The following is a 24,251-nucleotide window of genomic DNA, read 5'->3' as shown; positions in this document are numbered from 1 at the left end:
TCGGCTTTTTATCAAAAAAAGCGATCCGAGGGCAAGCATCATCTTACTGCTGTTGGTGCTGTTGCCAGAAAGCTTTGTAACACCATTTTTGCTGTTTTGAAATACAATATTCGCAGTCTAATATTCTGGCGATCATCGCCTTATTCCAAACCGCATTTTCTCGGTACTTTAAACCAGATTGCTGCATTTGTTTGGCAAGCGTCTGCAGCGATGCGCCGTTTCGATAATTTTCAAAAATTGACTGCACAGCAGAAGATTCCAGTATGTCCGGTATAATATTTCCTTCATTCATCTGATATCCAAAAGGCAAGTATCTTTTTTTCTTCATGATTAACCTCCGCTTATCCTTTCTTCTTCCAACTCCAATCCATTGACAAGCTGAAATCTCAATGTTTCATGTGTCACCGTAATACGGCTCACTATATTTCGGAACACTGATGCGCTAAAAGCCGGCATCGGGGAGTCTAATATCGTTAAAATCAGGCGGGTGTTATCAATAAAATCCGCATACTCGTTTAAATTACGATATTGTTTAAGTTCGGCTTTTAAATTGGATATCTTTTGGCCTAATTCATTGGATTGAGCTATAAAAAAAGCAGAATCAATGCACTCTTTTGCCCGCAAGCGGTGTAGAGTGTGATTCTGCTCTAATAATCCAGCAATCTGTCTATTTAATTCCATGGCATCAGGATGGGCCATAAAATCCTTATCTTTTAGTTCTTCAAGCTGGCGGAGATAGCTTCCAAGGATTTCTTGACGATTTTCAGCCAGCTTTTTATATAAAGTAAGGAAACACCGTTGTATTTCAGTTTCATTTAGGCTCTCCATGCTGCACAGATGTTTCCCTTTAAAATGCTTGCGACAGGTCCACAAAACACGTTGGTTTTTCGCAATTCGTCTACAGAAATTTGTCCCGCACTCATCACAGACGATTAAACTTGTAAAAGGATACTGTCCATTATTTTGATGTCCATGTCGCTCTGATTTTCGCTTTAATAATTCTTGTGCTTTTCGGAATACCTCTCTGCTGATAATTGGATCATGGGTATCTTCGGCGTAATACTGCTTTTTCTGTCCACGATTTATCTTTTTTTGAAAAGGCAGAGTATCTGTTGTGTATCGTTTTTGAAACAGTTCATCTCCTATGTATCGTTCGTTTGTAAGGATATAGAGAATACCTGTATAACTCCAAACGGGTTCTCCATTTAACTTTGGAATATGTTCTTTTTGCAGTTCTGCAGCGATTTCCTGTATTCCCATTCCGGAGAGGAAGTCGCCGAATATTCTTTGAACAATTTTAGCTTCTTCCTGTTGTACAATGAGTGTCCCTTTCTCATCCAGATAGTATCCGTATAAACAGCGCCCATCAGGGAGTAGGAAGTAAAAAGCACCAGAGTGTGGCCATGAGTGGCTTTCACTAAGCGGCAGATCTGCTCTGCCAGACACTTGGCTTCTTTTTCGCTGCCCATTTGCGCCTTTGGCATATCATCGGGAATGTAGAGGAGACAGTTTTCTTTATAATTGAAGGGAGAAACCGCAATATAATCATCCAGCCGCTTGTTTGCGGACAAACCCATGAGCTGGCGGGTTCTGTCAAAACTGCCCCCGGCCATAAGGGTACCGGAGGTCAGAATCGCTGGCGTTTCCTTCAACCACAGTGCGTGGCGCAGCTGTTCCGGCATTTCCCGGCTGGCGGCGCACAGGCTGGGACTTCCGTCCCTGTCATACTGAATATAAAGAATGTATTTACGGTCGCCGGTAAAAAACAGGTTGAGAGTTTGCTCTGTTGTTCCCAGCCGGTAAAGTATCCACCGTGGGAGGTGAGGTGCAAGCTGTTTTTGGAGCTGCCGAAGAAAGGAGAGACAATCCCGAAGGGCAGCTTCCCGATCCGGTGTTAATACGAATGCGGTACGCTGCGCTTCTTCCAGCAGTTCGCCCCGGCACATAGCACCCATAAGGGCAGTAAACTTTTCTTTCAGCCGCTGGGCTGCGAGAACATATTTTTCTTTTGCCAGCAGAGTGCAGAGCTCACTGAAATCCTCTGCTGAAAGGCTTCGCCCATACATTTGCCGAGCTGCGTCCGGTAGCTTGTGAGCTTCATCGATTACCAAAGCCCGATAGTCGTTTAAAAGGGGACGAAGTTCCTGCAAACGGTGTGCGGCGTCTGCCAATAAGTAATTGTGATTGCAGATCTGGACGAAAATCTCCGCACTTCTGGCTTCCTTCAGATATTGATGATACCGGCAGGCGCTTCGCAAAGGGCAAGTTTTCTCGCAAACTTTGGGGACGCACACCTGCCGCCGGTCAAATCCACTGAGGCCAGTTACGGAGTCCAAATCATAATAAGTGCGAAGGGAAAGCAATGCTTTGAGCTGTTCCGCATTCTTATTCTTATCTTTGACCGCTTCCAACCTTTGAGATAGTCGGGCGTCACAGACAAAACGCTCTTTTCCTTTTCGCACGATGGCTCGGATGGGTTTGGAAATAACACGATTTTCCAGAAAAATCCGGGATAAAAAGGGAATGTATTCTCCGATGACAGCGTCCTGTAAGGCAACGCTGGAGGTAGAAATCACCACCGGCTGAGAACCTGCAGGTCCATGCGGGGCAAACTTTTTCAGTAAAATGCAGGCGGTCAGGTAAGCATAGGTTTTACCGATCCCAACGCCTGCGTCACACAGAGCGATATTGTTTTTGAGCAGGGTATCCAGCATGGTGTGACAGAGGGTGATTTGTTCTTCCCGAACCGCCAAACCATTTTGAGGCAAAAGAATTCTGAAAATCTTTTCAATCTCTCCGTGGGCCTGCTCTTTCAAAGTAGGCTTATTCATTTCGGCACATTCTCCTTTGAGCAGTTTGCTCGTATGTGTTGGCGGCAAACTAATGCGGCGCAGCTTTTAAACTGCGCCGCACGGATTCGCCGTCAACGGCAATCTGAAAAAATTAAAAGGTTTGATTTTGATGTGCCGTATTCGCTGCTCGCCCCCCGGCAACCTTGGGAACCATACGGGCAGGCTTGCAGTTTACAAACCGTTCACTGGTTCCCCAAAGGTCTTGCTGATTACAACCCAAGGTCGACCAACCCATCTGACGTGTGGGCAAACGATAATGCGTATCATAATACCTCGCCCAAGGTCGTGGCGAAAAGGGAAACTACTCCCTCTTTCCGGTCAAAATGCATCGTTCAAAACCAACAACACAAACCACCGTCCCACGAATAAATGGGAGGCGGCTTATGTGCAGCTCGTCATGGCGCTTTTTCGTGCGTCGCTCACTCAGACGGGAATGTACCCGCATGGCTGGTATTCTCTTTTCAAGCTACAAGGTGAACGTTTCTTTTTCCCCGTTCGCCCAATAGCCCATGAAAAGAGGCAGAATATAACGCAGGTCATAAATATTTTTTTATTTTTTTCGTAGGCGGTAAATTCGCATATTTACAGCGTACTCATCCATTCCAAAAGCAGACGCTATTTCTTTGCTGCTGTATCCATCCATTTTCATAAAGAGAATTTCGAGGGTAAGCTTGTCCACAGTATGTAACAAAGAAAAAAGTTCCATGTCCTCGATACTATCCAGCAAGGATTCGGTATCCTCAACGGGTAGTTCCAGATCCTGTGCTGAAACCCAATCTGCATAGGGAGACCAATCCACCTGTCGCTGTAGGTATTGGCGTTCCTTATTAAACTGAGCCCAGTCGTATGTATGCAGGCGCTGGATGGTTTCCTCATCCACGCCGAGTTCTCTTAGTTTCTTTTCTTCTGCTTCTTTCCAGCGGAGCCATTCTTTTTCCGCTTTGGCTTTGTTGTAAGCCATAGTTATTTCCTCCGATCAATCTGAAATTTTTTGAAAATTCAGATTGTCGGGGGCGGCGACCGACCGCTATGGGTTATCAGCCAGAACTTACTCGATGGAAAATAAAAAAAGCGTAATTGTCCGTAGACAAAAGCGCTTACTGTACATAAATTATATATACCCGATATCTCTAAATGAAACACGGTAAAACTCCCCTAATTGGAGGAGTTTTATTTTGCTTTCCTTTCTTAACCTCCTTCAGGATAAGTCATTTCATATGTTAGCGATTACCATTGGTTTGTTTAATGGTCTTTACCCGGAAAACAAAGTAAAGGATATGGAATACCCAAACACAAGCCAGAACGATCCTTCCCACCGGAACAGCATGCATCATAATAAAGCCGATCGACATTAGAACCGTCACCGTAATCATGATCCGGATCTTGGTCTTCCACGTCATGCCCTGTCCTTTTACATAGCTTTCCAGATTGTTTTTATACAGCTTTGTTCCCGTAAACCAACGGTGCAGTTTTTCGGAGCTTTTGGCAAAGCAAAACGCCGCCAAAAGCAAAAACGGAAAGGCCGGAAGAAGCGGCAATACAGCCCCCACGGCTCCGAGAGCCAAGCCGATACAGCCTAAAATCACATATAAAAGCTTCTTTATTTTCACCTTGATTCATCCAGTCGTTTTTTCTCTTTTTTCGATTCTATTACATGGGAAATAGCCATCACCGGATGGGAAAACAACATTCTCGGCCCCGAAAAACGCATAACTTCCCGGATTTTCTCCCGCATAACCGGTTTGTAGCAATGCACTTTGCAGTTGGAGCAGAAGGTTTTGGTCTCCATAAACGGGCACTTATCGCTCCTCATCCTGGCATAGGCTTCAAGCTCTGCGCATTCGGGACAAAGGCCGGTTTTAGTATGATGTTTTTTCCGGCAGTACAGGGCAATCATCTCCGACACCATCCGCTTTTCCCGTTCGCGTTTATCGGCTGTGCTTTTCATCAGCTCATCCTCCCGTGTTCCACCGAATAAACGGTATCGGCAATTCGCATGGTGGACTGCCGGTGAGAGACCAGCACCACGGTTTTGCCCGCCCTCTCTTCCCGCAGGGATTTTAAGATCACCGCTTCGTTTAAGCTGTCCAGATTGCTGGTAGGCTCATCCAACAACATAAAGGGCGCGTCGTGCAAAAATGCTCTTGCCAGTCCCAGCCGCTGACGCTCGCCGCCGGAAAGGGTATCGCCCAATTCGCCTACCGGCGTGTCGTAGCCTTTTGGAAGCGTCATAATAAAATCGTGGACGGAAGCCTTTTTACAGGCAGTTTCGATCTCTTCGTCGGTGGCTGTCAGCTTGGCAATCCGCAGGTTGTTTTTGATGCTGTCGTGGAACAGCTGGGTTTCCTGGGTGACAAAGCTTTCCAGTTCCCGCAGGTTTTGGGTATTGATCGCTTCCACCGATCGGCCGGAAAGGGTCACGCTGCCTTTCTGCACCTTCCAGAACCGCATCAGAAGCTTTAACAGAGTGGATTTTCCGCTTCCGCTCCGGCCCACAATCCCTACTACGGCGTTTTCCGGAATCGTCACCGAAACATCCGAAAGAATCGTTTCATTCCCGTAAGAAAAGGAAACCTGCTCCGCTTTTGCGCCGGAGAATGTGATTTTCGGTTTCCCGTTGATTTCCTCTACTACCGGCGTTTCGTCCAGAATGCCCAATACCCGGTTGCCTGCCGCAAATGTGTTTTGCAGGGTACTGCCCAGCGCCGCCAGAGCGATCACAGGGCCAAAGGAGGAAAACAGCGCCAGCGTAGGGATCAAAACGCCGTCAAACTCCGCTGCGCCGCTTTGATACAGCAAGGCCGAGACAAACAGCATGATAAGATCAAACGCCAACACCACCGTATTGGTAACTGCTGTATTTCGCCCGGCGGTGCGTTTCATTTTTTCTTCGTCCCGGGAGAGTTCAGCCGTCTTTTCATTCATCCTAGCAAGGCGTTTTTTCCCCTGCCCATACTGGAGAATTTCGGAAAGCCCCCGCAGGCTGTCCAGCACAAAGCCCGAAAGCTCACCGGATCTGGTGCGGAAACGCAGCCCGTCGTCCCCGCTGTATCTGGATATCCCCATTGGAATGACAATTCCCACGATCAGATAGGCCGCCAGCGCAATCACGCCAAGGATCCAGTGAAACGAGCCGATGAACAGGCACATGACAATGGTAAACAACAGCGCGATGGCAGCCGGTGAGATGGTATGAGCATAAAACACCTCCAGCAGTTCAATATCGGAGGTGATCACCGAGATCAGATCCCCCTTGTCCCGGCCTTCCAGCTTTGCCGGACAGAGCTTTCTCAGCGCGCGGAACAACCGGTCGCGCAGCAGTGCCAGCAATTTAAATGCGATAAAGTGGTTGCACGCCTGCTCCGCATACCGCAGAAATCCACGGAGTACCGCAAAAACAAGAACGGAAACAAAAACTGCCGTCAGGGTAAGCGGAATATCAAAACGCAGGGCCGCCAGCACGCCGTATCCGCCGAAGATGGTGATAAAGGCGGCGCACAAATGTCCGATGAGTCCCATCAAAACAGCCAGCACCATGTAACCGCTCAGGGGTTTTACCAGTCCGATCAGCCGTGCCATAACAGCAAATCCGCTTCGCTTTTTCATACGCCTGCACACTCCTTTCCAAATTGCTCTAATGTCTGCTGGGCGGTCCACAGCCGTTCATACAGACCGTGGTGGGAAAGCAGTTCTTCATGAGAACCGCTTTCTGCAACGGCTCCGTGATCCAGCACATAAATATGGTCGGCGCCCACTACATTGGCAAGCCGGTGGGAAACGAGGATTACCGTTTTGCTTTTTGCCAGCTCATGGATCTGACGCATAATATCATTTTCGCTCTCCACATCAATGTTGGAGGTGGCTTCATCGAAAATATAGACAGGGCTGTCATGCAAAAGTGCCCTTGCAAGGGCCAGCCGCTGGCACTGCCCGCCCGAAAGATTGGACGCTTTTTCCAAAAGCCGGGTATCCAGCCCCTGTTCCGCTTTCAAAAACGCAGCGAGATTTACTCTGGAAAGCACGGCCCACAGTTCTTCATCAGAAACGGCGGGTTTTCCCATAAGCAAATTATCCCGCACCGTACCCTTGAACAGATAACTCTGGTGACTGATATAGGTAATATTCCGCAGAAGGCTTTCTTCCTGAATGGAGGAAAGGGGCACGCCGCCCACCGAAACAGTTCCGGTATATCCTCTGTTTCTTCCCATCAGGATCGATGCCAGTGTGGATTTGCCGCAGCCGCTTTCTCCCACTAATGCCGTAAAGCTGCCCTGAGGGAAAGCGAGGTCAACATTATGTAGGATCTCCCGGTCCGGCTCATAGGAGAAGGAGAGACCGGAACAGCGGATTGTATGCTTCGACGGGAAACTTTCAGTAATCTCAAGCTTTGTTTCTTCCAAATCCAGCAGACGGAAAATCTTGTCGCTGGCCGCCATGCCGTTCATGGCAATATGGAAAAAGGAGCCCAGCTGCCGCATGGGGATAAAGAAATCCGCCGCCAACAGGATAATCAGCAGACATCCCTCAAGGGAAACGCCTCCGCTTTGGTACTGGGTCACCGCCATAATGACGCCCAGCGCTGCGCCGCCGTAAGCGATCAGGTCCATAATGGTGATGGAGTTTAACTGCATGGTCAGCACCTTCATGGTGATTTTGCGGAATTTCTCCGCCTGCTCGTTCATTTCCTGCTGTTTAAACTCATCCGCCTGATAGATTTTAAGGGTGGTGAGCCCCTGTAAGTTCTCAAGAAAAGTGTCGCCCAGTTCCGTGTACTGCCCCCAGTATTTAGAGAGCAGTTTTTTCGCCCAGGTCTGTACCGCCGCAATAGCTACGGGGATCAGCGGCACACAAATGAGCAATACCACCGCCGCCGGGATATTTACAAAGCACAGCACGATAAACAGTGTGAGCGGCGCCAGCATCGCATAAAAAAACTGAGGCAGATATGCGCCGAAATAGGTTTCCAACTGATCCACGCCTTCGACTGCCACCTGCACCACTTCCGAAGTTTTCACCTGCTCGTTGTAGGAGTTTCCCAGCCGCAGAAGCTTTTGATAGATCTTCTCGCGCAAGGTCTTTTTGACTGCTTTGGAGGAGAAATACCCCATTTTGGCGGCCCCGATGGAGCAGAAAAACCGTACTGCCAGAGCCAGAATTACAACGCCTCCCGTCACTGTTAAAAGCTGCGCCGAGGCCGAACCCCTGAAAAGCTCTGCAAGCATCCGGGAAATACTGAGCATCAGGGCGATATTCGCCGCAAGGGAACACCACTGTAAAATTACATTTCCCGCTATGTATTTTTTGCTCTCGGCAACGGTACCGATGAGCCGTTTATTGATCATCATATTTTCGTCCGCCTTTTGTTATTTTTTTCATCACTTTCTTAACGCCTATACACAGAGCGGCAACCACTATCACAAGCAGTACTGATGTAAAACCGTAAAAAAGGGATTGCATGGCATTATTCACAGCCGCTCGCCTTCTTTCTGTTCGTCCACTTTCTCAGCGCTTCATAACTTTTCTGACTCACGGCATGTTCCATTTGGCAGGCATCCTCCGCCGCAGTTTTCCCATCCACGCCCAGATCTTCTAAAAGAAACTGGAATGTCTGGTGGCGCTCATAAGTTTCTCTGGCAACGGCTTGCCCCTTATCCGTGAGATGTACTTCCCGCGTACTGTCTAAGAAAAGATAGCCTTCTTTTTCCAACTCTTTCAGTGAAACGGAAACTGTAGGACGCGACACATGAAGCTCTGCTGCAATATCCGCACCACGTACGGAGCTGTTTTGCTTTTTCAGCAAATATACGGCTTTCAGATAATCCTCCACCGTTTTTCTTTGTTTCATACGGCTTATGCCTCCTTTCCATGTATTCAGGGTTACCCCTTATACCGGGATCACAAAAGGTTTTCCATCTACTGACTGAATGGTCAGATCGACGCCGTATACCTCTTTGACAAGTTCCTTTGAAATGATTTCCTCCGGTAAACCGTGAGCAATAATTCGTCCGTCCTTCATCGCTACGATTTCGTCGCTGTAATACAGCGACTGGTTGATATCGTGGAGAACCATAACGATGGTAATACCGTACTCCCGGTTCAGCTTCTGAATGAGTTTTAAAATCTGCAGCTGATAACGGACATCCAGATAGGTGGTCGGTTCATCGAGAAACAGTACCTTTGTGTCCTGTGCCAGCGCCATGGCAATCCACACACGCTGATTTTGCCCGCCGGAAAGCTCTGTTACCGGTTTATCCTTGTGCTTGCTTGTATGGGTGATTTCCAGCGCCCACTGTATTTTTTCTTCATCTTTTTGCGGATCCGATGAAAGCCCCATTGTGTGATAGGGCGTTCGCCCATAGCTTACAAGCTTTTCGACCGTAAGATCCGGCGGCGCCGTATTGTATTGATGGACAATCGCCGCTTCTCTGGCAAAATCTTTTAAACGCAAATTTGCGATATTTTCTTCTCTCAGAAACACTTCACCCTGATCGGGCTTTAAGTTTTTTGTCATCAAGTTAAACAATGTGGATTTTCCGCATCCGTTTGCACCGATCAGTGTGGTAATTCTCCCCTCGTGAAGAGAAAAGTCCAATCCGTTCAGCACCTGCTGCTTTCCGTAGGAAAAAGAGAGATTTTTTACGGTAAAAATATTACTGGCCATAGTTTTGTCTCGACCTCCTCAGCAGAATAATAAAGAACGGGCCTCCTACCACGGACATAATGACCGAAGCGCTGATTTCATAAGGCGCTGCAATGGTACGCCCAACCGTATCCGCTAAAAGCAGAGTAAAAGCGCCCAGTAGGATTGTATAAGGAACCAATATCTTGTGATTGCTTCCTACCAAAAGCCTTGCAATATGGGGTACGATCAATCCTAAAAAGCTGATGGGACCGATCACCGCCGTAGAAATGCCCGCCAACAGTACTGCAATAACCGAAATCACGATACGGCTTTTATTGACATTGACGCCGAGGCTTCTTGCTGTCTTGTCCTCCAGAGCCAGCAAATTGCACTGACCGAGTACGAAGAATGAAGCGATCAATCCTACTACGCCGTACAATAATAAAGTTTGCAGATCATCCCAGGTCTTCATGGTGATATTTGCATTTACGATGCTGGCAACCCCCGAATAATTGCTTCCTGTTCCGGAGTTAAACGCGCTCATCAGTCCGGTAAACATGGCGTTGACTGCTACGCCCACCAAAATGATGCGCAGGGGGGAAAGCCCACCCTTCCAGGAGAGAGAATAAACCAGTAAAAATGCGATCATACCGCCCAAAAACGCAAACAGGGGCGTAAAGAAGTATAACGCCGGGAAAAATGCGGTAATCAGCACCGCTACAAGGCTGGCTCCTGAGCTGATACCGATAATTCCCGGATCAGCCAGCGGATTTTTCATCACAGCCTGTAAAAGCACGCCGGAAACTGCCATGGCAGCTCCGCCGAACATTGCGATAAAAATACGGGGAAAACGCAGATCGAATATGGGCGCCACATTTTCGTTGTATGCAACAAACAGTCCTTTGAAAAGTTCCAGAGGTGTCACCTTTAAGCTGCCGGTATTGACGGAAAAGAGAAAAAGTCCGACAAGCAGCACCGCTGTAATACCAAAGGAGAAAATCTTTTTTCTTCTGCTTATCATAAAGCAGGCCTCCTTTTCGTGATAAAGCAAACAGCCGGGCGCCGAATTTCGGCAACCCGGCCATTGCTTTTTTACATGCAATATGCAGTCTTTTTTATTTCACTGTCTTACGCTTTCTGCTGATAAACAGAACGCCGATCATGCCGCCAGAAGCCAGCGCGAGGAGTGCAAAAGGAAGTACATTTGTACTGTCTCCCGTCTGCGGAATTGTTGTATCTCCGTTTTGGTTCTGACCGGCATTGCTGCCTCCTGTCACTTCGCCTACCATAGCGAACAGCCCCAGACTGGTGGTGCGGACTACATAGTAGCCGTTTTGCACTTCACCTTTTACCAGAGTCTTGCTTCCGTCCGCATTCACACGGTACAGTGTCAGTCCGTCCTCACCGCACGGGATGTACAGAAGCACAGAGCCAAGCGGCGCCGTTTCCACGCCCTCTACCAGTGTTATGATCTTGTAAAGGCTCCAGCTGCCTTCTACGCCGTTCATCGCTTTCAGAGCAATATCGTAGTCAGCTCCCTGTGTCAGTTTGGATACTGAAAGAACTGCTTTATCGCTAAGGATTCCGGAATTGGTCTCCAGCTTGATCCCAGTAGCTTCGTCCGTCAGGTTCACATCTACGATTTCCTCTCCGGTAATATCGCTGTCGCCTGCCGCCGAAGTATCATCCACCTTCAGGGATGTATCATCGGTTTTCGTTGCCGTACTCCAGGTAAAGCGCAATCTTGCTGTCAGTGTTTCTCCTACCGCCGCATCCATCGGTGTATCGGGCACATAGAAGTTTACAGGCACATAGGTGATAGCGTCGCTGATATCCGGCTGAGCCGAATCAGGAAGGTTGAAGCTTACCAGCTTGATGTAGGTATAATCCTTGTTCGCCGGGAGGGTGGTCAAATCGCCGGTAGCGTCAATGCTCACCTGAGTTCCGTCCGCCAGCTCAAACTTGATGATGGCGCTGTGGTACGGATCAATATCAACAGGATTGGTTCCGATCTGTACTCTTGTAATCTTTCCGTTCTTCACAGTGATCAAAGCTTTGTCGTTGTTCTTAAAAGCTACATTGCCCATAGATGCTTCGTTGGAATCTGATTTCCAAAGGTCAATGTCTACATAGTAGTTGCCGTCCTCCAAGAAGAAGCCGGCGCCTGCTTCTCCGCCGGTTTCATATTCTCTGTCGCTTAATGCCCACAGGGAGAAGTGGGAAACGGTGAAGCTTACCTGATCTCCGCTGGTGGAAACTGCCACGCGCTCTGTACGCTGGCCGTTTGCAATGCAGTAAGCATAGCTGACTGCGTCTTCGGAAATCACCGTTACAGTCGCTTTGCCTTCACCGAATTCCACTGTATCGCCGTTTTTATCCTCAAGGGTCAGTTCATAAGCAGAGGAGAAAGTTCCGAGTCCGACAGGAACCGATGCTTCGGAAATGCTTAATGTTACTCCGCCGTTTACTTTGGAAATCTGAGCAATCATGGCGCTGTCCAGAGTGATGGAGCCGGTGTTGGTTTCCACAACCACGGTTTTACCCAGCAGAGCCTTTGCGGTCTCCTGCGGGATGATGACCTTAGAGGAGGTAATACCGGATGCAGCGGATGCCGCGTCAATCGTAACGGTATTTCCGCTTACTTCAACATTGTCGGATCCTCCGCTGGTGAGGAAATCGCCGGAAACAGTAATTGTTTCAGCACTGCCGTTCACGGTTGTTTCCGCTTTCACTGCTTCGCTGCCTTCAGGGGCAACGGTTACAGTGATTGTCTTGGTTAAACTGGTCTCACCATCCTTACTTGCAGTAACAGTAATGTTGGTTGTACCAGCAGATAATGCCTTAATTGTAATCTTGCCCTCTGCACACGAAGCAGCAACAATATCAGAATTTTCGCTTTCTGCCGTGATTACCCAACCGTCTGTGCCAAGCACTTTGGCGTTAACATTATGTGTTTCACCAGTCAGCAATGCCACTTTATCGATGTCCAGTGAGAGGGTGTCCTCAACTTCAATAGCCTTCAGAGTATGGTATTGTAGCAGCATAATTACGTTTTGATCACTAGCCATTGCGTCAACACTTACTCTGCCATAAATCTTGTTGTATCCATCAGTTGACCCGAAATAGGGCAATTCAAATGTTATTGTTCCGGGATACATTCCATCAGCATCGTATATGGGATCGTTCGTTCCGTCTTGATTGTAATAGTTGCTGTGTACAACATAGTTATCTTGAATGTAACTTTGATTGAAGCTCCTTGCCTCATCCGGAGTAGGTGCGTTATATACCCAGAATTTCAGCAAATGGCCATTGATTGGGCCAAGTTCCATCGGTTTGAAATTAACAGACAGTGTCTGTTTACCATCCTCAATGGTTAGTGTGGCAGTTCTTTCCACCGCACCGTTTGCCATAGAAAAGCTTCCGTCATCTCTACTATGCATCATCTGTATTTCGATGGAATAGGTTCCATTGGCCAGATTGCTCAGATCCACAGTATCCACGCTCTCTTGCAGCGCCAAGGCGGCTGCACTAAGCTGTTGTTCCCTGTAATCAATTTCGTTTTGATTTGCATTCAAGTTCGCTGCAGTATCATCTGTGCCGATCAAAGCGATTGCTGCCTCGTAGGCCTCGGTGAATGCGTTCCAGAGAACCGTGTCATAAGTGTCGTCCGCATTTCCAGCAGCATAGAGATTCCGGGTTCCCTCGATTGTAGCATTCAAGGTTGCTAGATACTGGTATCCAAATGTTATGTTATCAATAATTTGATCCATTTCAGCGGTGTTCTTCAGTGTATAATACTCCTCAAATCCTGTTTGATTAGACTTATCAACATCCAGTACCATGCCGGTAGGATAAGTCATTACAGAACTGTTGGGCAAAACCGGCACATTGTCATACCCCAAGAATGCGCCATCATCCATTTTGATCTTTATCACCTTAGTAACATCACTTAGTTTGTAGTTCTTTGTATCTACAACTTCTATTGCAGAAGTACCAGAAACAACCGAGCCGGCATAAAGATGAATTGCTGCATGAGGGGCGGGATTTTCTTCGTCATACCAAGACGGATCTACCATTTGAGAATCGACATAAATACCAATTCCACTGTCAGAAAGTATATGTGCGCCTTCATTTAATTCCACAGTGTACTTTAGCTTTTGATTCATTCCCAGATTTAAGGCTGTACCGCTTCCTGCGGAAATTGTACTGTTAGTTAGACTGAGTATTGTTCCAGCTTCTACAATATCATTTGCACCCCTGTAATACGAAACAGTACAACTCTCCGCAGAACCGTCATAGGTGTTGGCTATCACGCTTTCATTCATGATAAGCTCACCTCTAAAGGTGAGCGTCCTCTGTCCTTCTGTATTCGACTCTATTCTCGAATGAGTCAGGGTCAGCGAGGCGCAGCTTGCAGTCACATCACCATATACAACAGAATCATTGAGTTCAGCCGATGTGCAGGAATTGCCCAAGTACAAACAGGACTTAACAGCCTTCGGCTGGTCATAATTGATATCTTTTACCACAGCGGAATCCATTTCAAAAGTGATTTCACCTGGTAATTTTTCATACACGTCACTGTCAAATCGGGACCCGATTTCCAGTCCTGAAATCATAGCGGCAGAACCCGATTTCGAAAGTATCATACCACTGCGATCTTCCGAAGAATCGGTAAGTACAAAGTGAACCTCGCCTTCCACCAAAAGGCCGCCAGTCATTGACCCTACAATATCAGAATACGCCGTCAATACTTTACCATTTAAATCCAACGTGCAGCTTTTTTGTATGACTGCCGCGTAACCATAGGCTTTTGTCGGTTGAATGGTTGTATCTTTTAGAAGTGTGAGCTTGATGTCGCTGCAATCGCTAAGCCCATTTAAGGCAGTGGTCGCATCTTCAAATTTCTCGTATAAAACTTTTGTTATTTCTTCTTTGCCGCTTTCTTGATAGGATAGCTCAACAACTACATTCTCTTGATCTGGCGGTGTAGGTGTTTCGCCTTCACCACTTGTCTTCGTAGTAAACTCCACCGCTGCAAAGCTACAATCGGAATAATCATTGGAAGCAGCCATAGCGTAATAATCGCCGATCGCCGCATACACAACATACTCAGTCCCGGCCTCCAGATCGCTCACCGTCTTCGTCGCTTCCGTCTGTGCGGTAAAAGTTGGCGGTCCAGCCAAAAACTCCGGAATACACGCTGCCATCATAGTAGTGCTGTCAGTGATATCTCCAAAGGAAGTAATAAGCGCCTGTGCATTCTCAAAGCCCTGGTCACTTTTCTTCAGCACCTTATAAAAACCAATTTGGTTCGTGCCGTAATCTTTATTGTTTTTAATATTGATCGTCGCACCAGTCTCGGTCGTTTCCGTCACCGTCACTTCAATTAGGTTTGACTGCTTGGTGGAAAACTCCACCGCTGCAAAGCTGCAACCGGAATAATCATTGGAAGCCGCCATAGCATGATAGTCGCCGATTGCTGCATACACAACATACTCGGTCCCCGCTTCCAAATCACTTACCGTTTTTGTTGCTTCCGTCTGTGCGGTAAAGGTTGGCGGTCCAGCCAAAAACTCCGGAATACACGCTGCCATCATAGTAGTGCTGTCATTGATATCTCCAAATGAAGTAATAAGCGCCTGTGCATTCTCAAAACCCTGTTCACTCTTCTTCAGCACCTTATAAAAACCAATCTGGTTCGTTCCGTAATCCTTATTGTTTTTAATATGGATCGTTGCACCGACCTCGGTCGTTTCCTTTACCGTTATTTCAATCAGGCTTGAAGTCTTAGTGGAAAAGTCCGCCGCAAACACATTGGTCACGCCCATACTCATGACCATCATCACGGCTAATAGCACAGCCAAACTCCGCTTGAACCACGACTGTTTTGTTGTTGTCATTACAAACATTCCTCCTTTTATAATTCTGAATTATTCCTCGCCGTAGAGCAGCGGTTGCAGTACTTCCAGCGCATCGGGATAATTAAACTTTGCGCTCATACCGAACAATTCATAGGGCAAATCATAAACACGCCCTTCCTGAACGGCTTCGAAATGTTTCCAGATATCGTTGGTTTCAAATTCATCCTTAAACATTTCCACCACATCGTCAGGCAAGGCATGAGCAGCCCTGAGAATGATATCCGGTTCTTTCGTTTTCATATCCTCGGTATTGGCTGTGAGAAACTCCTGACCGTCACCGTCACCGTACACATTGATACCGCCTGCCAGCTTCACAAGGTTGCCCACATAACTGCTTTCCGTCGCCACAATATAAGAGCCGGGAAGCCCCATAAGCACCAGTACGGTAGGGGATTCTTTCCCCTCGTTTTGGCTGCGGTATTCTTCCATGAACTGCTCGTATTCATCAACCAGAGCCTGCGCCTGTTCTTCGCGTCCGAACTTTTCGCCCAGACCTTCAATCGAGGCGTACATACCTTCCACACTACGCAGATTCAGGAACAGGGAATTGACGCCAATAGAAGCATATTTAGGCTGTAAATCGCTTTGCAGGCTGTTGGGGGAAAGAACATAGTCCGGATTCAGCGATTTAAGGATTTCCAGATCCGGGCTCATGGCGGTTCCGACAGTGGTCACATTCTGATACCGTTCGGGAATCGTGCTGAGGGTTGACGAGCAAACACCCACCAGGTCAAGTTCCAGCCGGTCGCAGATATCCACCGCGGCGGGCGAGGTTGCAACGATACGCACCTCATCCGAAACATCATCTGTGTTCTGTTCCGGATGTTGGTTCACACACCCGCTGGCCGACAGCATCAGTGCCCCAGCAAGGCAAAGAGAAAAGATTTTTTTAAGTTTCATGATCTGTGCCTCCCTTTATTTTTTCTTAAAGGGATTTTTGCCCTTTCTCACAAAGCAGAAATACCATACGCTGCCTCCTGCTGCGGCGATCACAACAATTCCGCCGATTACCCACCAAAGAACCGCACTTCCGAAACCATTGCTTTCAGACTCTGATTCTACGGAAGTCACGCTTACTTCATTGCCGGATTCATCGAACTCAACAAGCCCGCTGGGTTCAGAAGATTCTTCCGATTCTGAAGACTCAGGATCTTCAGAAGACTCCGCGCTGCTGTCCGGGGTTTCTGAGGAGTTCTGCGCTGAGTTTTCAGATTCCGTGCTTTGAGATGATGAAGAGGGAGTCTGTGTAGGTTCAGGAGTTGGCTCAGGTGTCGGTTCTGGCGTCGGCTCCGGAGTAGGTTCCGGCGTGAGTTCCGGTTCCTCAACGGTAATACTGGTTATAAAGTCACCGGAACCGGATTTCAGATTTCCTACGGTAATATAGAAGATAACCTCACGCCCCATAGGGACAACATACATATTGCAGCGGATAATTGAATTTTCACTGTTGACCTTCATACGATAATCCGCTGTATTGTTGCTGTAATCTTCCTGCATCAAGGTTGCTGACACGGAACTGCCATCCACCTGAAACTTTGGAGACTGGATGTTATCCATCAAATTCAAACGAATCGTAACCCAAGTATTTCCGTTAGCATCCACCTCTACCAATGCGCTTTTGTTAAGGGCGCTGTCTGTCATGGACTGACCCAGTACGGCAGAACCTTCGCCGCCGGAGTCTTCAATCACACCGGTAGTAGGATGGCGGTAATGAGAGGTAGCAGTTGCGGTGTAAATGCCGTTAGAGGCGGCTAACACAGATACAGAAGTAATGCCCGCCATTAGGGCGAGCATTACAACCATACCGCAAAGTGCCCTTAAAGCTTTTGTTGCGGTGTTTTTCATGTTTTATTCTCCTTCTGTAAATTTACGCTTTCTGCTGATACACAGAACGCCGATCATGCCGCCAGAAGCCAGTGCGAGGAGCGCAAAGGGAAGTACATTTGTACTGTCTCCTGTCTGCGGGATATCGCTACCGACGTTTGCACTGTTTTCAGCATCGGTGATTGTGCTGCCCTGTTCCACCAGCGCATAGGTACTGAAGCTCTTTGTCATGACTTTGTAGAAACCGTTTTCGACCGTGCCCTTGACCAGGGTTTTTGTTCCATCTTCATTGATTCGATACAAAACCACTTTGTCGGCATCGTATCCTTCGGGAATGGGGTAATACACGGTGACAATACCGTTGGGCTGTACGTCAGCGCCATCCAGCTCAAAGTGAATTTCAAACAGGCGGAATTTCTTGCCTACATCGCTCAAAATAGAAGCAGCTCTGTCATAATCAGCGCCGGAGGTGATTGGGGTAACTACAAGTTTCACGCCTTCGGGGAAAACACCCTCATCAGCCTGGATCTTTATACCGGTTGTAGAATCGGTGACGTTGACTGCCGGGGATTGTTCTACAGGTTCTTCCGGCTTGATTTCTCCGTCATCGAGCTTGAGCAAAGACCAGTCAAGTTTCATCAGGACATCCTGGCTCCCAGTTCCATCGGAAATCGCTTCCATAATCGGGACGAACACATGAAGAGGTACATATTCGCCGGCGGCCTTATCCACCAGCTTCAGCCGGATCATTTCCGGATACAGATGGTCGGCATCGTTGTAAATGTCGATCACATCGGTTCCGTCTGCATTCTTCTGGGTAGACAGCACTTCGGCCGGAACCAGTGTGCCCTGCGGAATACCAAAATTGTTGTATGTATAGCCCGCATCATAGTAGGAAAGATTCATCAGATAACCAAATTTGTTCTCGATGGTCAAGCCTTTGAACTGCATGGTCAGATAATATTCCCCGTCAATGACCTCCAGCCAAACATTGTGGTTAATGGCGTTGTTCGACATAGAGAAGTTTTCCCGGTCAGTTTTTATCATCTGGGCGTAGAGGGTGTACTTTCCATCCGGCAAATTGTTAATGTCCCAATCTCCGGTGTCTTTCAAAGTCAACCCTTCAATAGCTTCTCGAAGTTTTTCAACTTCTGCATCTACCTCTTCCTGGCCGGAACGGTCATTGACCGCAACCATTTCCGCACTGTTTACGGCGTTTTGCAGTGTAAGGACAGAGGAATCGGTATAAAGCTCAGCCTGCTCCAGTTTGGCGTTTGCTTCTTCGAGCATTTGATTGAGTTCTGTTTTATCAGCTGTTTCCCGGTCGATCACTTCTTCCGGATCAGCATCCGGAGTCTCATCTGATACTTTAACCGCATCATCATAGTAAATGGTAAAGATGGCGTCTCGGGTCGCATCACCGCCGGCCATGATGGCGTCCATAGCGGATACACGGAATTTCGTCATAAATTGAGCGTCGTCAGTCGGCAGAATCATATATCCCTCACTTGGGTAATAATCCGTAGTTCCTTCGTTGAATGAATCGGTATAATAGCTGCCGTCCGAGTTCTTGTAGTAGGAGGTATAGGTGAGTTCTTCCAATTCACCCTCCTGGTTGTAGTACCACATCTGGATCATATAGCCCTTATCGGAGCCAATATTAACGGGATCGAAATTCAGTTCTAAACGCTTCACCCCATCTTTAACGACCAGGGTAGCCTCACCGCCCAGGCAGCTTGCAGACATGGATGTTTCATCCGGCTTGGATTCGTTAAATGTGGTGATCGGCACAGTATAGGTTCCGTCTTTCAAATCAGAGCCATCGGTATCCGCCAGCTTTTCATCATAGACAGCAAGGTTTCCAGACATATAATCTGCATCCACTATCAGGGAATAGATATCCCCCAATACTATGCCGTTTTTGTTGAACCATCCATATCGGAAACCGTTTTGCCCGCCTTCCTGAAAATATTCATTATAGAAAGTCCGCATATTATTTTTGTTCATGCCTTCTTGAATCGGAATTTCAAGGATAGGCGAACTGCCGAAATCAGAAACGGTTTCTTCCCCGTCCGTAACCTGGAAGTTAAAGAAAGTCATCAGGTTATAGCTCTGCACATGGCTTTCCATGTTCGCCCAGGGATTTTTGTCTACATTTGAACTTCCAGTGTCTGTAACAAGATTGATATGAAGCTGTGCGTTCTCCGAAACATATTTGGAACTGGTATGAAGCTTGATTCCGGTAGTATCATCAGTCAGTGTAACAGGCGTTACAGCCGTATAAGGGATAAGTGTTGCTTCGGCGTACCGGTAAACTAAGCCTCTGTAATCATCAATGGCCAATGTTTTTGCCCGGATGGTTTTTCCAGCAACCAATTCATCCAAACTGCTGTATTCCAGCGTCAGGGTTTCGTTTTGCAAAGTGATGGGCTGGTAATTCTCATCCAGAATTTCTGTGCTTTGTCCACCGTCAACCCAGGAAACAATTCCGTTGGGCGTGATGTCATAGGTGACGTACAGTTTCCCATCTTTGAACGCCGTTTTTGCGGACGTAGTACGGAAAGCAGCCGCCATCGTCGTGTTCATCGTGTCGTAATTGAATGAAACCGTCTGCTCTACTTCATCTAAAGCATCCGGCAGCTTCTGTGCTCCGGAAAAATCAATGGAAATCGTGCCCCAGGAAGAATAGTATCCTGTGTCAAATTCGTCAGACTCATAAGCGTGTTCATCCCGCTCATAGAGAAGATTGACAAACAATTCTTCACTCAGGCTGTCTACCGTAACGGAAAAAGCTATTTTTCCATTTTCAAGCTTCTGATAAGTTGTGTCATAAAAAAGCTCATTATTGTCCGCAGAAACCTTTTCTTTTTTGGCATCAGTAAAGCCGCTGCCCGCCAGATCATAGCCGTCAACTAAATTTTTCTGTGCATAACCGATCTCGGATAATTGTTCTGTTTCAGACGCTCCCGGCTTCATCGCTTCAAAAAGGATGGCGCGATAATCCTGCCAGCCGTACTGCATATATTGCTTGTTGCTATACATATCTCCTTCGAAGAGCCATGTGTCCCCTGGCGATAAGTAGAAAGTAAGGGTGTATTCTCCGTCATCAGCAAGAATTTTTATATTTTCAGAAAGACGGGTGTAGATATAACCGTCCATTCCTGAAAAATGCGCCATATAGGTTCCGTCTTCCAAAACGATTTCTTTTTTAGAAAATTCAGCGGTAATAAAAACATTGGAAGCAGGCATTTTAAACTTATTGTCATTCACTTCTACTGCTTTGCTTGATTCATCCATAACTGTAATGGATTTCAACTCAAAACCCGGCTCGGGGGTAACCGTTATTGTAACAATGGCTCCCTCTGCAGCTTTGTCTACATCAGTAGAAACGACGCCGTTTTGCATTTCACTGACGGTTATATCAAATTGAGTTGTCTGACCTTCTTTCAAAACCAATCCATCCACAAGAGACTGCAGCATACTAATGGTATTAGCCAGAAATCTATCAGGAATTTGAGTTGGATCCACAATTTGTTTTCTGGCGTCCATCAATTTGTTCCAACTTTCTTCTGTGTAAAGTGATGAATCCATAGAATCAATCTTTTGCAAAAGAGATTGTAGTTTCTCCAAATCAGTTTGTTCCACAGGAACAAGTTGATCAATCGCACCCTGCAGTTTTTCCAGAGCCATTTGTTGAAATCGTTCTGGAATCTGTGTCGGATCTATGATCGTGTCTCGGGCTTCCTTAAATGTCTTCCAGCTTTCCGGCGTATAATTTGACTCTTCAAGAGTGTCTGCGTAAGCAATCAAATCTTGTAGCTGTTCTAAAGTCGTTTTTTCCGCCGCAAAGACGTTGGCAATTCCTGCGCTCATGACCATCATCACAGCCAATAGCACAGCCAAACTTCGTTTAAGCCATGACTGTTTCGTTGTTGTCATTGTGTCTACCTCCATTCATTTATAAAAACAATGTTTCGGTTAGCATAATCTAACCGCTTGGTGAAAAATAATGCCGTTCCTACGGCATCATAAAAGATATCGCGCACCACTCCTCCTTTTGCGATGTTCTGGTCAAGAGAACAAGTTAACACGCTTGTTTCCCTGATATAAACGGGCAGAGGCAAAAGGTTATTCGCCTGAGTTAGGTTATGCTAACCAACCTCCTAAAAAATTGCTCCTTTCGGAGTTTTTAGGAGGGGATCGTTGTTGTCATATTGCTTTTGGCTCTGCTCTGCTGTTACTTTTCTGTCCGGCCTCAAAGACCAAAACAGGGCTGCGAATGATAAAACACACTGCTTTTATAATCCGCGTTTTCCTTAAAGCAAATTCAGTATAGCCAGTTACTATTTTGTTGTCAATGGATTTTCTGTTGCAAAACTGCTCCAAACAGCCCATAGGAGGGCTAAAAAAGCTCCTAAACCCCGATTATGACTGATAAATCAGTGTTGTTGCAAAACTGCTCCAAAAAATTTTTCGTTTCTTCTGAATCAGCCGCTTTTAATGGATGAACATGGTGAAAACAGCCGTACTCTCCGGCATATGCATATCCCCAACACTGCATTGCATTTTCAGGCATACGCTTCCGTGCAGCAGGGTATCCCGGCCTTTTCCCATAGAGATAAACCGCAGCGCCGTTACCGGAAAAAACACATAACGCCCGTCAATGCCGCCGTCACGGAATTCTCCGTCATATAAGTATTGCAGCTTCTGGATGCGTCCTTCCATTTTATTTTTGTTGGACATGGACTGGGCGGATACGGTTTTGACCGCCAAATACACAAGTCCTTCATGATCCTTTACGATGACTTCACACGGGTTTTCAAAACCACGGTTTGCCATGGAAAGGTTATTGTGATTTTTGATTTGTTCCCGGTAAATAATGAACGGAAAATAGTAACTGCCGTCACTGAGGTAATTACAAATATCCCCGCCATGGAAGTCCCGGCGTCCGGCAAATATTTCTTTGATATGCATTCGGCTTTCCTGTTCAGCCAGCCGCTCCATAAATTCATCAGAAAAACCGGCTGCCAATGCCCGAAGGGCATTCTCCTTAATCTGTGCAGGAGGGATATCCTGATACTGCATATATTTTTCTAATACCTTTCTCTGTTTCTGATACTTTTCTGCCAGTTTAACTCCCGGAACTGTCAAAACCGTTTTGCGATTCTCCAGACGTTCTACAATATTCAGCTTTTCCAGCGTATCCAGCGTACGAGTGACCACCCATTTACTCACATTCAGGCTTCTGGCTGAATCCGTTACCGTACGCTTTGACGGTTCCGCCGTCAGGTAATAAAGCAGCAGCTGAATTTGAAACGGCGTTAAGTTTTCTTTTTCCAACATTAAAATCCCCTCCGCTATTGTATTCGTATAAAGTGAAAACACTATAAATTCAAACAAATCATCTTCACCATACAGAACCGGTCAGAAACAGCCATACTAACCTTGGTGGATAGTTTTAAGCCGTTTTTGGGAATATAACGGTAGTAAGGCTCTTCCATAATCTCTGTAAACCCACCGCCGATCTTTCCGGCCAGTTCCGCTGCCGACTCCACATAAAAGAACATCTGCGCATCGGCGTGGCCTACCTGTTTCATGTATTTCTTTTGCATCATAGCCATACCTTTTTTATTCACAGTATCAAAGACGACTTCTATTTCTCCGAATTGTCTGAGCATACGAAGCAGAGAAATAACCTTATCTTCCTCAAAATAGTGAAACAGTCCGCCTGCGGTAACAAGGATAGGGGCGTCGGGCAAATCCGTGCGAACTTGCCTGATCCAGTCTTCGGAAAAGGCATCTCCGGCAAGATAGGTCTCCCGTTCCGATTCCGGGAGCAGTTCCCGCCGGTAGTCAATGACGTGTGGCAAATCAACGGCATACCAGCGCGTCTTTCCGTTATCACAGCGGTAATAAGTTGTTTCAAGTCCGCAGCCCAGCTGGACGATCACGCCGTCCGGTTTGCGCATTAAAAACTCCTGAATAAACCGATCCATATTGGCAGAGCGAGCCGCTGAAGCCAGCAGGGTATACTGGCTTTGACTGCCGTTTCCCAACAGGTCAGATGGCAGCTTTTCTTTTAATTCCAGAGCCTTTTTATCATATATGATCTGCGGACAGTGCTCACTGGCATAAATTCTTCCTAGCATAGGGATAAACAGGGTATCTTCTACAACGCCTAATTTCTGCATAACCAGTCCTCCTTTATAGTGAGATTATTTCCGGCCTACCAGGAGTCTGGAAGATCCTAGCATCATCATAGCTGCTCGGCGGTGTGAGCCGAACGCCTCTTGTGCAGTATCAATGAGACGAACATCCTGATACCCCATATCCCGCAGTTTCTGCGCAAAACCTTCCATGTCACCGTACATTTTTGGCTTCATATCATCGTTCAGAGCGAAGACGCCTCCTTTTTTTAACACCCGCAGGCTCTCCAGCAGCAGCTTGTGCATATCGGCTCCCATGACATTGTGGTAGACATAGTTGCTGATGACCGCATCAAAACTCTCATCGGGGAAATCCAGATGATTGGCGTCGCCATGCTGGAACACACAGCGGGAAGCCACGCCCTCGCTGGCAGCATTTTTCTCGCAGAGCACCTTGCTGTAATTGTACACAGCACCCCAGTAATCAACGCCAATCACTTTTGCTTTCGGCCATGTCAGAGCCGCACGGATTGCCAGTGCTCCGGAGCCACATCCAACTTCGAGAATCTTTCCATCGCCATCATAGTCCAGATGGGAGAGGACAACCCGGTGAACCTGTTCCATGATCCCGCCGCCAAAGGCATACTGGCACCTGATCCATGTGATCCAGACCAGCAGGGCCACCAGCGCCGCCGCAACAACAGAGAACAGAACACCGAGAACCGTGATGTGGAACACCGAAAAAGAAAGTACGGCCAAAACCACGGCCAGAGCCGTGATGCCGCCGATAATATAGAACACGGGATTGGACATCCAGCTTCCGTAGTCTTCCCCGTGAGTTCCAAGTCGAATATTCTCCTGTTTTAATTCTTTCTTGTTCATT

The 24,251-nt window shown here is 47.1% G+C and carries 17 protein-coding genes and 1 pseudogene; all 18 read right to left on the bottom strand.

What is annotated here, in order from left to right:
• Positions 1-127 precede the first annotated feature (127 nt).
• Positions 128-292 (bottom strand): annotated as a pseudogene (locus B5F08_RS13560) (recombinase family protein); the annotation flags it as partial.
• Between the two features lie 38 nt (positions 293-330).
• Positions 331-1,260: a recombinase family protein gene (locus B5F08_RS10850; protein WP_242968435.1), complete on the bottom strand. Its 930-nt coding sequence runs from the start codon at positions 1,258-1,260 to the stop codon at positions 331-333.
• Complete coding sequence (locus B5F08_RS10845) at positions 1,206-2,831, bottom strand: ATP-dependent DNA helicase (RefSeq protein WP_242968433.1); 1,626 nt, start codon at positions 2,829-2,831, stop codon at positions 1,206-1,208. Before B5F08_RS10845 ends, B5F08_RS10850 begins: the two co-directional genes overlap by 55 nt.
• 571 nt (positions 2,832-3,402) lie before the next feature.
• Positions 3,403-3,813 carry a sigma factor-like helix-turn-helix DNA-binding protein gene (locus B5F08_RS10835; protein WP_087379194.1) on the bottom strand — a complete coding sequence of 137 codons (411 nt, stop codon included), beginning with the start codon at positions 3,811-3,813 and terminating at the stop codon, positions 3,403-3,405.
• A gap of 259 nt (positions 3,814-4,072) precedes the next feature.
• Complete coding sequence (locus B5F08_RS10830) at positions 4,073-4,462, bottom strand: YbaN family protein (RefSeq protein WP_055141775.1); 390 nt, start codon at positions 4,460-4,462, stop codon at positions 4,073-4,075.
• The gene (locus B5F08_RS10825; RefSeq protein ID WP_087379191.1) at positions 4,459-4,800 is read right to left on the bottom strand and encodes a nitrous oxide-stimulated promoter family protein; all 342 of its coding nucleotides are present in this window, start codon (positions 4,798-4,800) and stop codon (positions 4,459-4,461) included. The genes B5F08_RS10830 and B5F08_RS10825 overlap by 4 nt, the downstream gene beginning before the upstream one ends.
• Positions 4,800-6,458: a thiol reductant ABC exporter subunit CydC gene (cydC, locus tag B5F08_RS10820; RefSeq protein WP_087379188.1), complete on the bottom strand. Its 1,659-nt coding sequence runs from the start codon at positions 6,456-6,458 to the stop codon at positions 4,800-4,802. The genes B5F08_RS10825 and cydC overlap by 1 nt, the downstream gene beginning before the upstream one ends.
• Positions 6,455-8,194, bottom strand: coding sequence for an ABC transporter ATP-binding protein/permease (locus B5F08_RS10815; RefSeq protein ID WP_087379209.1), 1,740 nt, complete (start codon positions 8,192-8,194; stop codon positions 6,455-6,457). The genes cydC and B5F08_RS10815 overlap by 4 nt, the downstream gene beginning before the upstream one ends.
• Positions 8,195-8,313: 119 nt before the next feature.
• Positions 8,314-8,697, bottom strand: a complete 384-nt coding sequence (locus tag B5F08_RS10810; protein WP_087379185.1) for a metal-dependent transcriptional regulator — start codon at positions 8,695-8,697, stop codon at positions 8,314-8,316.
• 39 nt (positions 8,698-8,736) lie between these two features.
• Complete coding sequence (locus B5F08_RS10805) at positions 8,737-9,513, bottom strand: ABC transporter ATP-binding protein (RefSeq protein ID WP_087379182.1); 777 nt, start codon at positions 9,511-9,513, stop codon at positions 8,737-8,739.
• Positions 9,503-10,495, bottom strand: a complete 993-nt coding sequence (locus tag B5F08_RS10800; RefSeq protein ID WP_087379179.1) for a FecCD family ABC transporter permease — start codon at positions 10,493-10,495, stop codon at positions 9,503-9,505. The genes B5F08_RS10805 and B5F08_RS10800 overlap by 11 nt, the downstream gene beginning before the upstream one ends.
• Before the next feature lie 94 nt (positions 10,496-10,589).
• Entirely contained in the window at positions 10,590-14,177 is a 3,588-nt protein-coding gene (locus tag B5F08_RS10795; RefSeq protein ID WP_158096289.1) for an NEAT domain-containing protein, read from the bottom strand.
• A 1,230-nt stretch (positions 14,178-15,407) separates the two neighbouring features.
• Positions 15,408-16,298 carry a heme ABC transporter substrate-binding protein IsdE gene (isdE, locus tag B5F08_RS10790; RefSeq protein WP_087379173.1) on the bottom strand — a complete coding sequence of 297 codons (891 nt, stop codon included), beginning with the start codon at positions 16,296-16,298 and terminating at the stop codon, positions 15,408-15,410.
• A gap of 15 nt (positions 16,299-16,313) precedes the next feature.
• Positions 16,314-17,243: a heme-binding Shp domain-containing protein gene (locus tag B5F08_RS10785; protein ID WP_087379170.1), complete on the bottom strand. Its 930-nt coding sequence runs from the start codon at positions 17,241-17,243 to the stop codon at positions 16,314-16,316.
• A 3-nt stretch (positions 17,244-17,246) separates the two neighbouring features.
• A complete protein-coding gene (locus B5F08_RS10780; protein ID WP_158096288.1) occupies positions 17,247-21,161 on the bottom strand; it encodes an NEAT domain-containing protein in 3,915 nt (1,304 codons plus the stop codon).
• Positions 21,162-21,719: 558 nt separating this feature from the next.
• On the bottom strand, positions 21,720-22,565 hold the full coding sequence (locus B5F08_RS10770; protein ID WP_087379161.1) for a hypothetical protein: 846 nt from the start codon (positions 22,563-22,565) through the stop codon (positions 21,720-21,722).
• A gap of 41 nt (positions 22,566-22,606) precedes the next feature.
• Complete coding sequence (locus B5F08_RS10765; protein ID WP_087379158.1) at positions 22,607-23,413, bottom strand: class I SAM-dependent methyltransferase; 807 nt, start codon at positions 23,411-23,413, stop codon at positions 22,607-22,609.
• 24 nt (positions 23,414-23,437) lie between these two features.
• Positions 23,438-24,250 (bottom strand): class I SAM-dependent methyltransferase, encoded by an 813-nt coding sequence (locus tag B5F08_RS10760; RefSeq protein WP_087379155.1) that lies wholly within the window; start codon positions 24,248-24,250, stop codon positions 23,438-23,440.
• Between the last annotated feature and the right edge of the window lies 1 nt (position 24,251).

The organism is Anaeromassilibacillus sp. An172 (assembly GCF_002160515.1).
Lineage (GTDB): Bacteria > Bacillota > Clostridia > Oscillospirales > Acutalibacteraceae > Limousia > Limousia pullorum.
The sequence above is the reverse complement of the archived record's forward strand: the minus strand, read 5'-3'. Positions and strand labels throughout refer to the sequence as shown.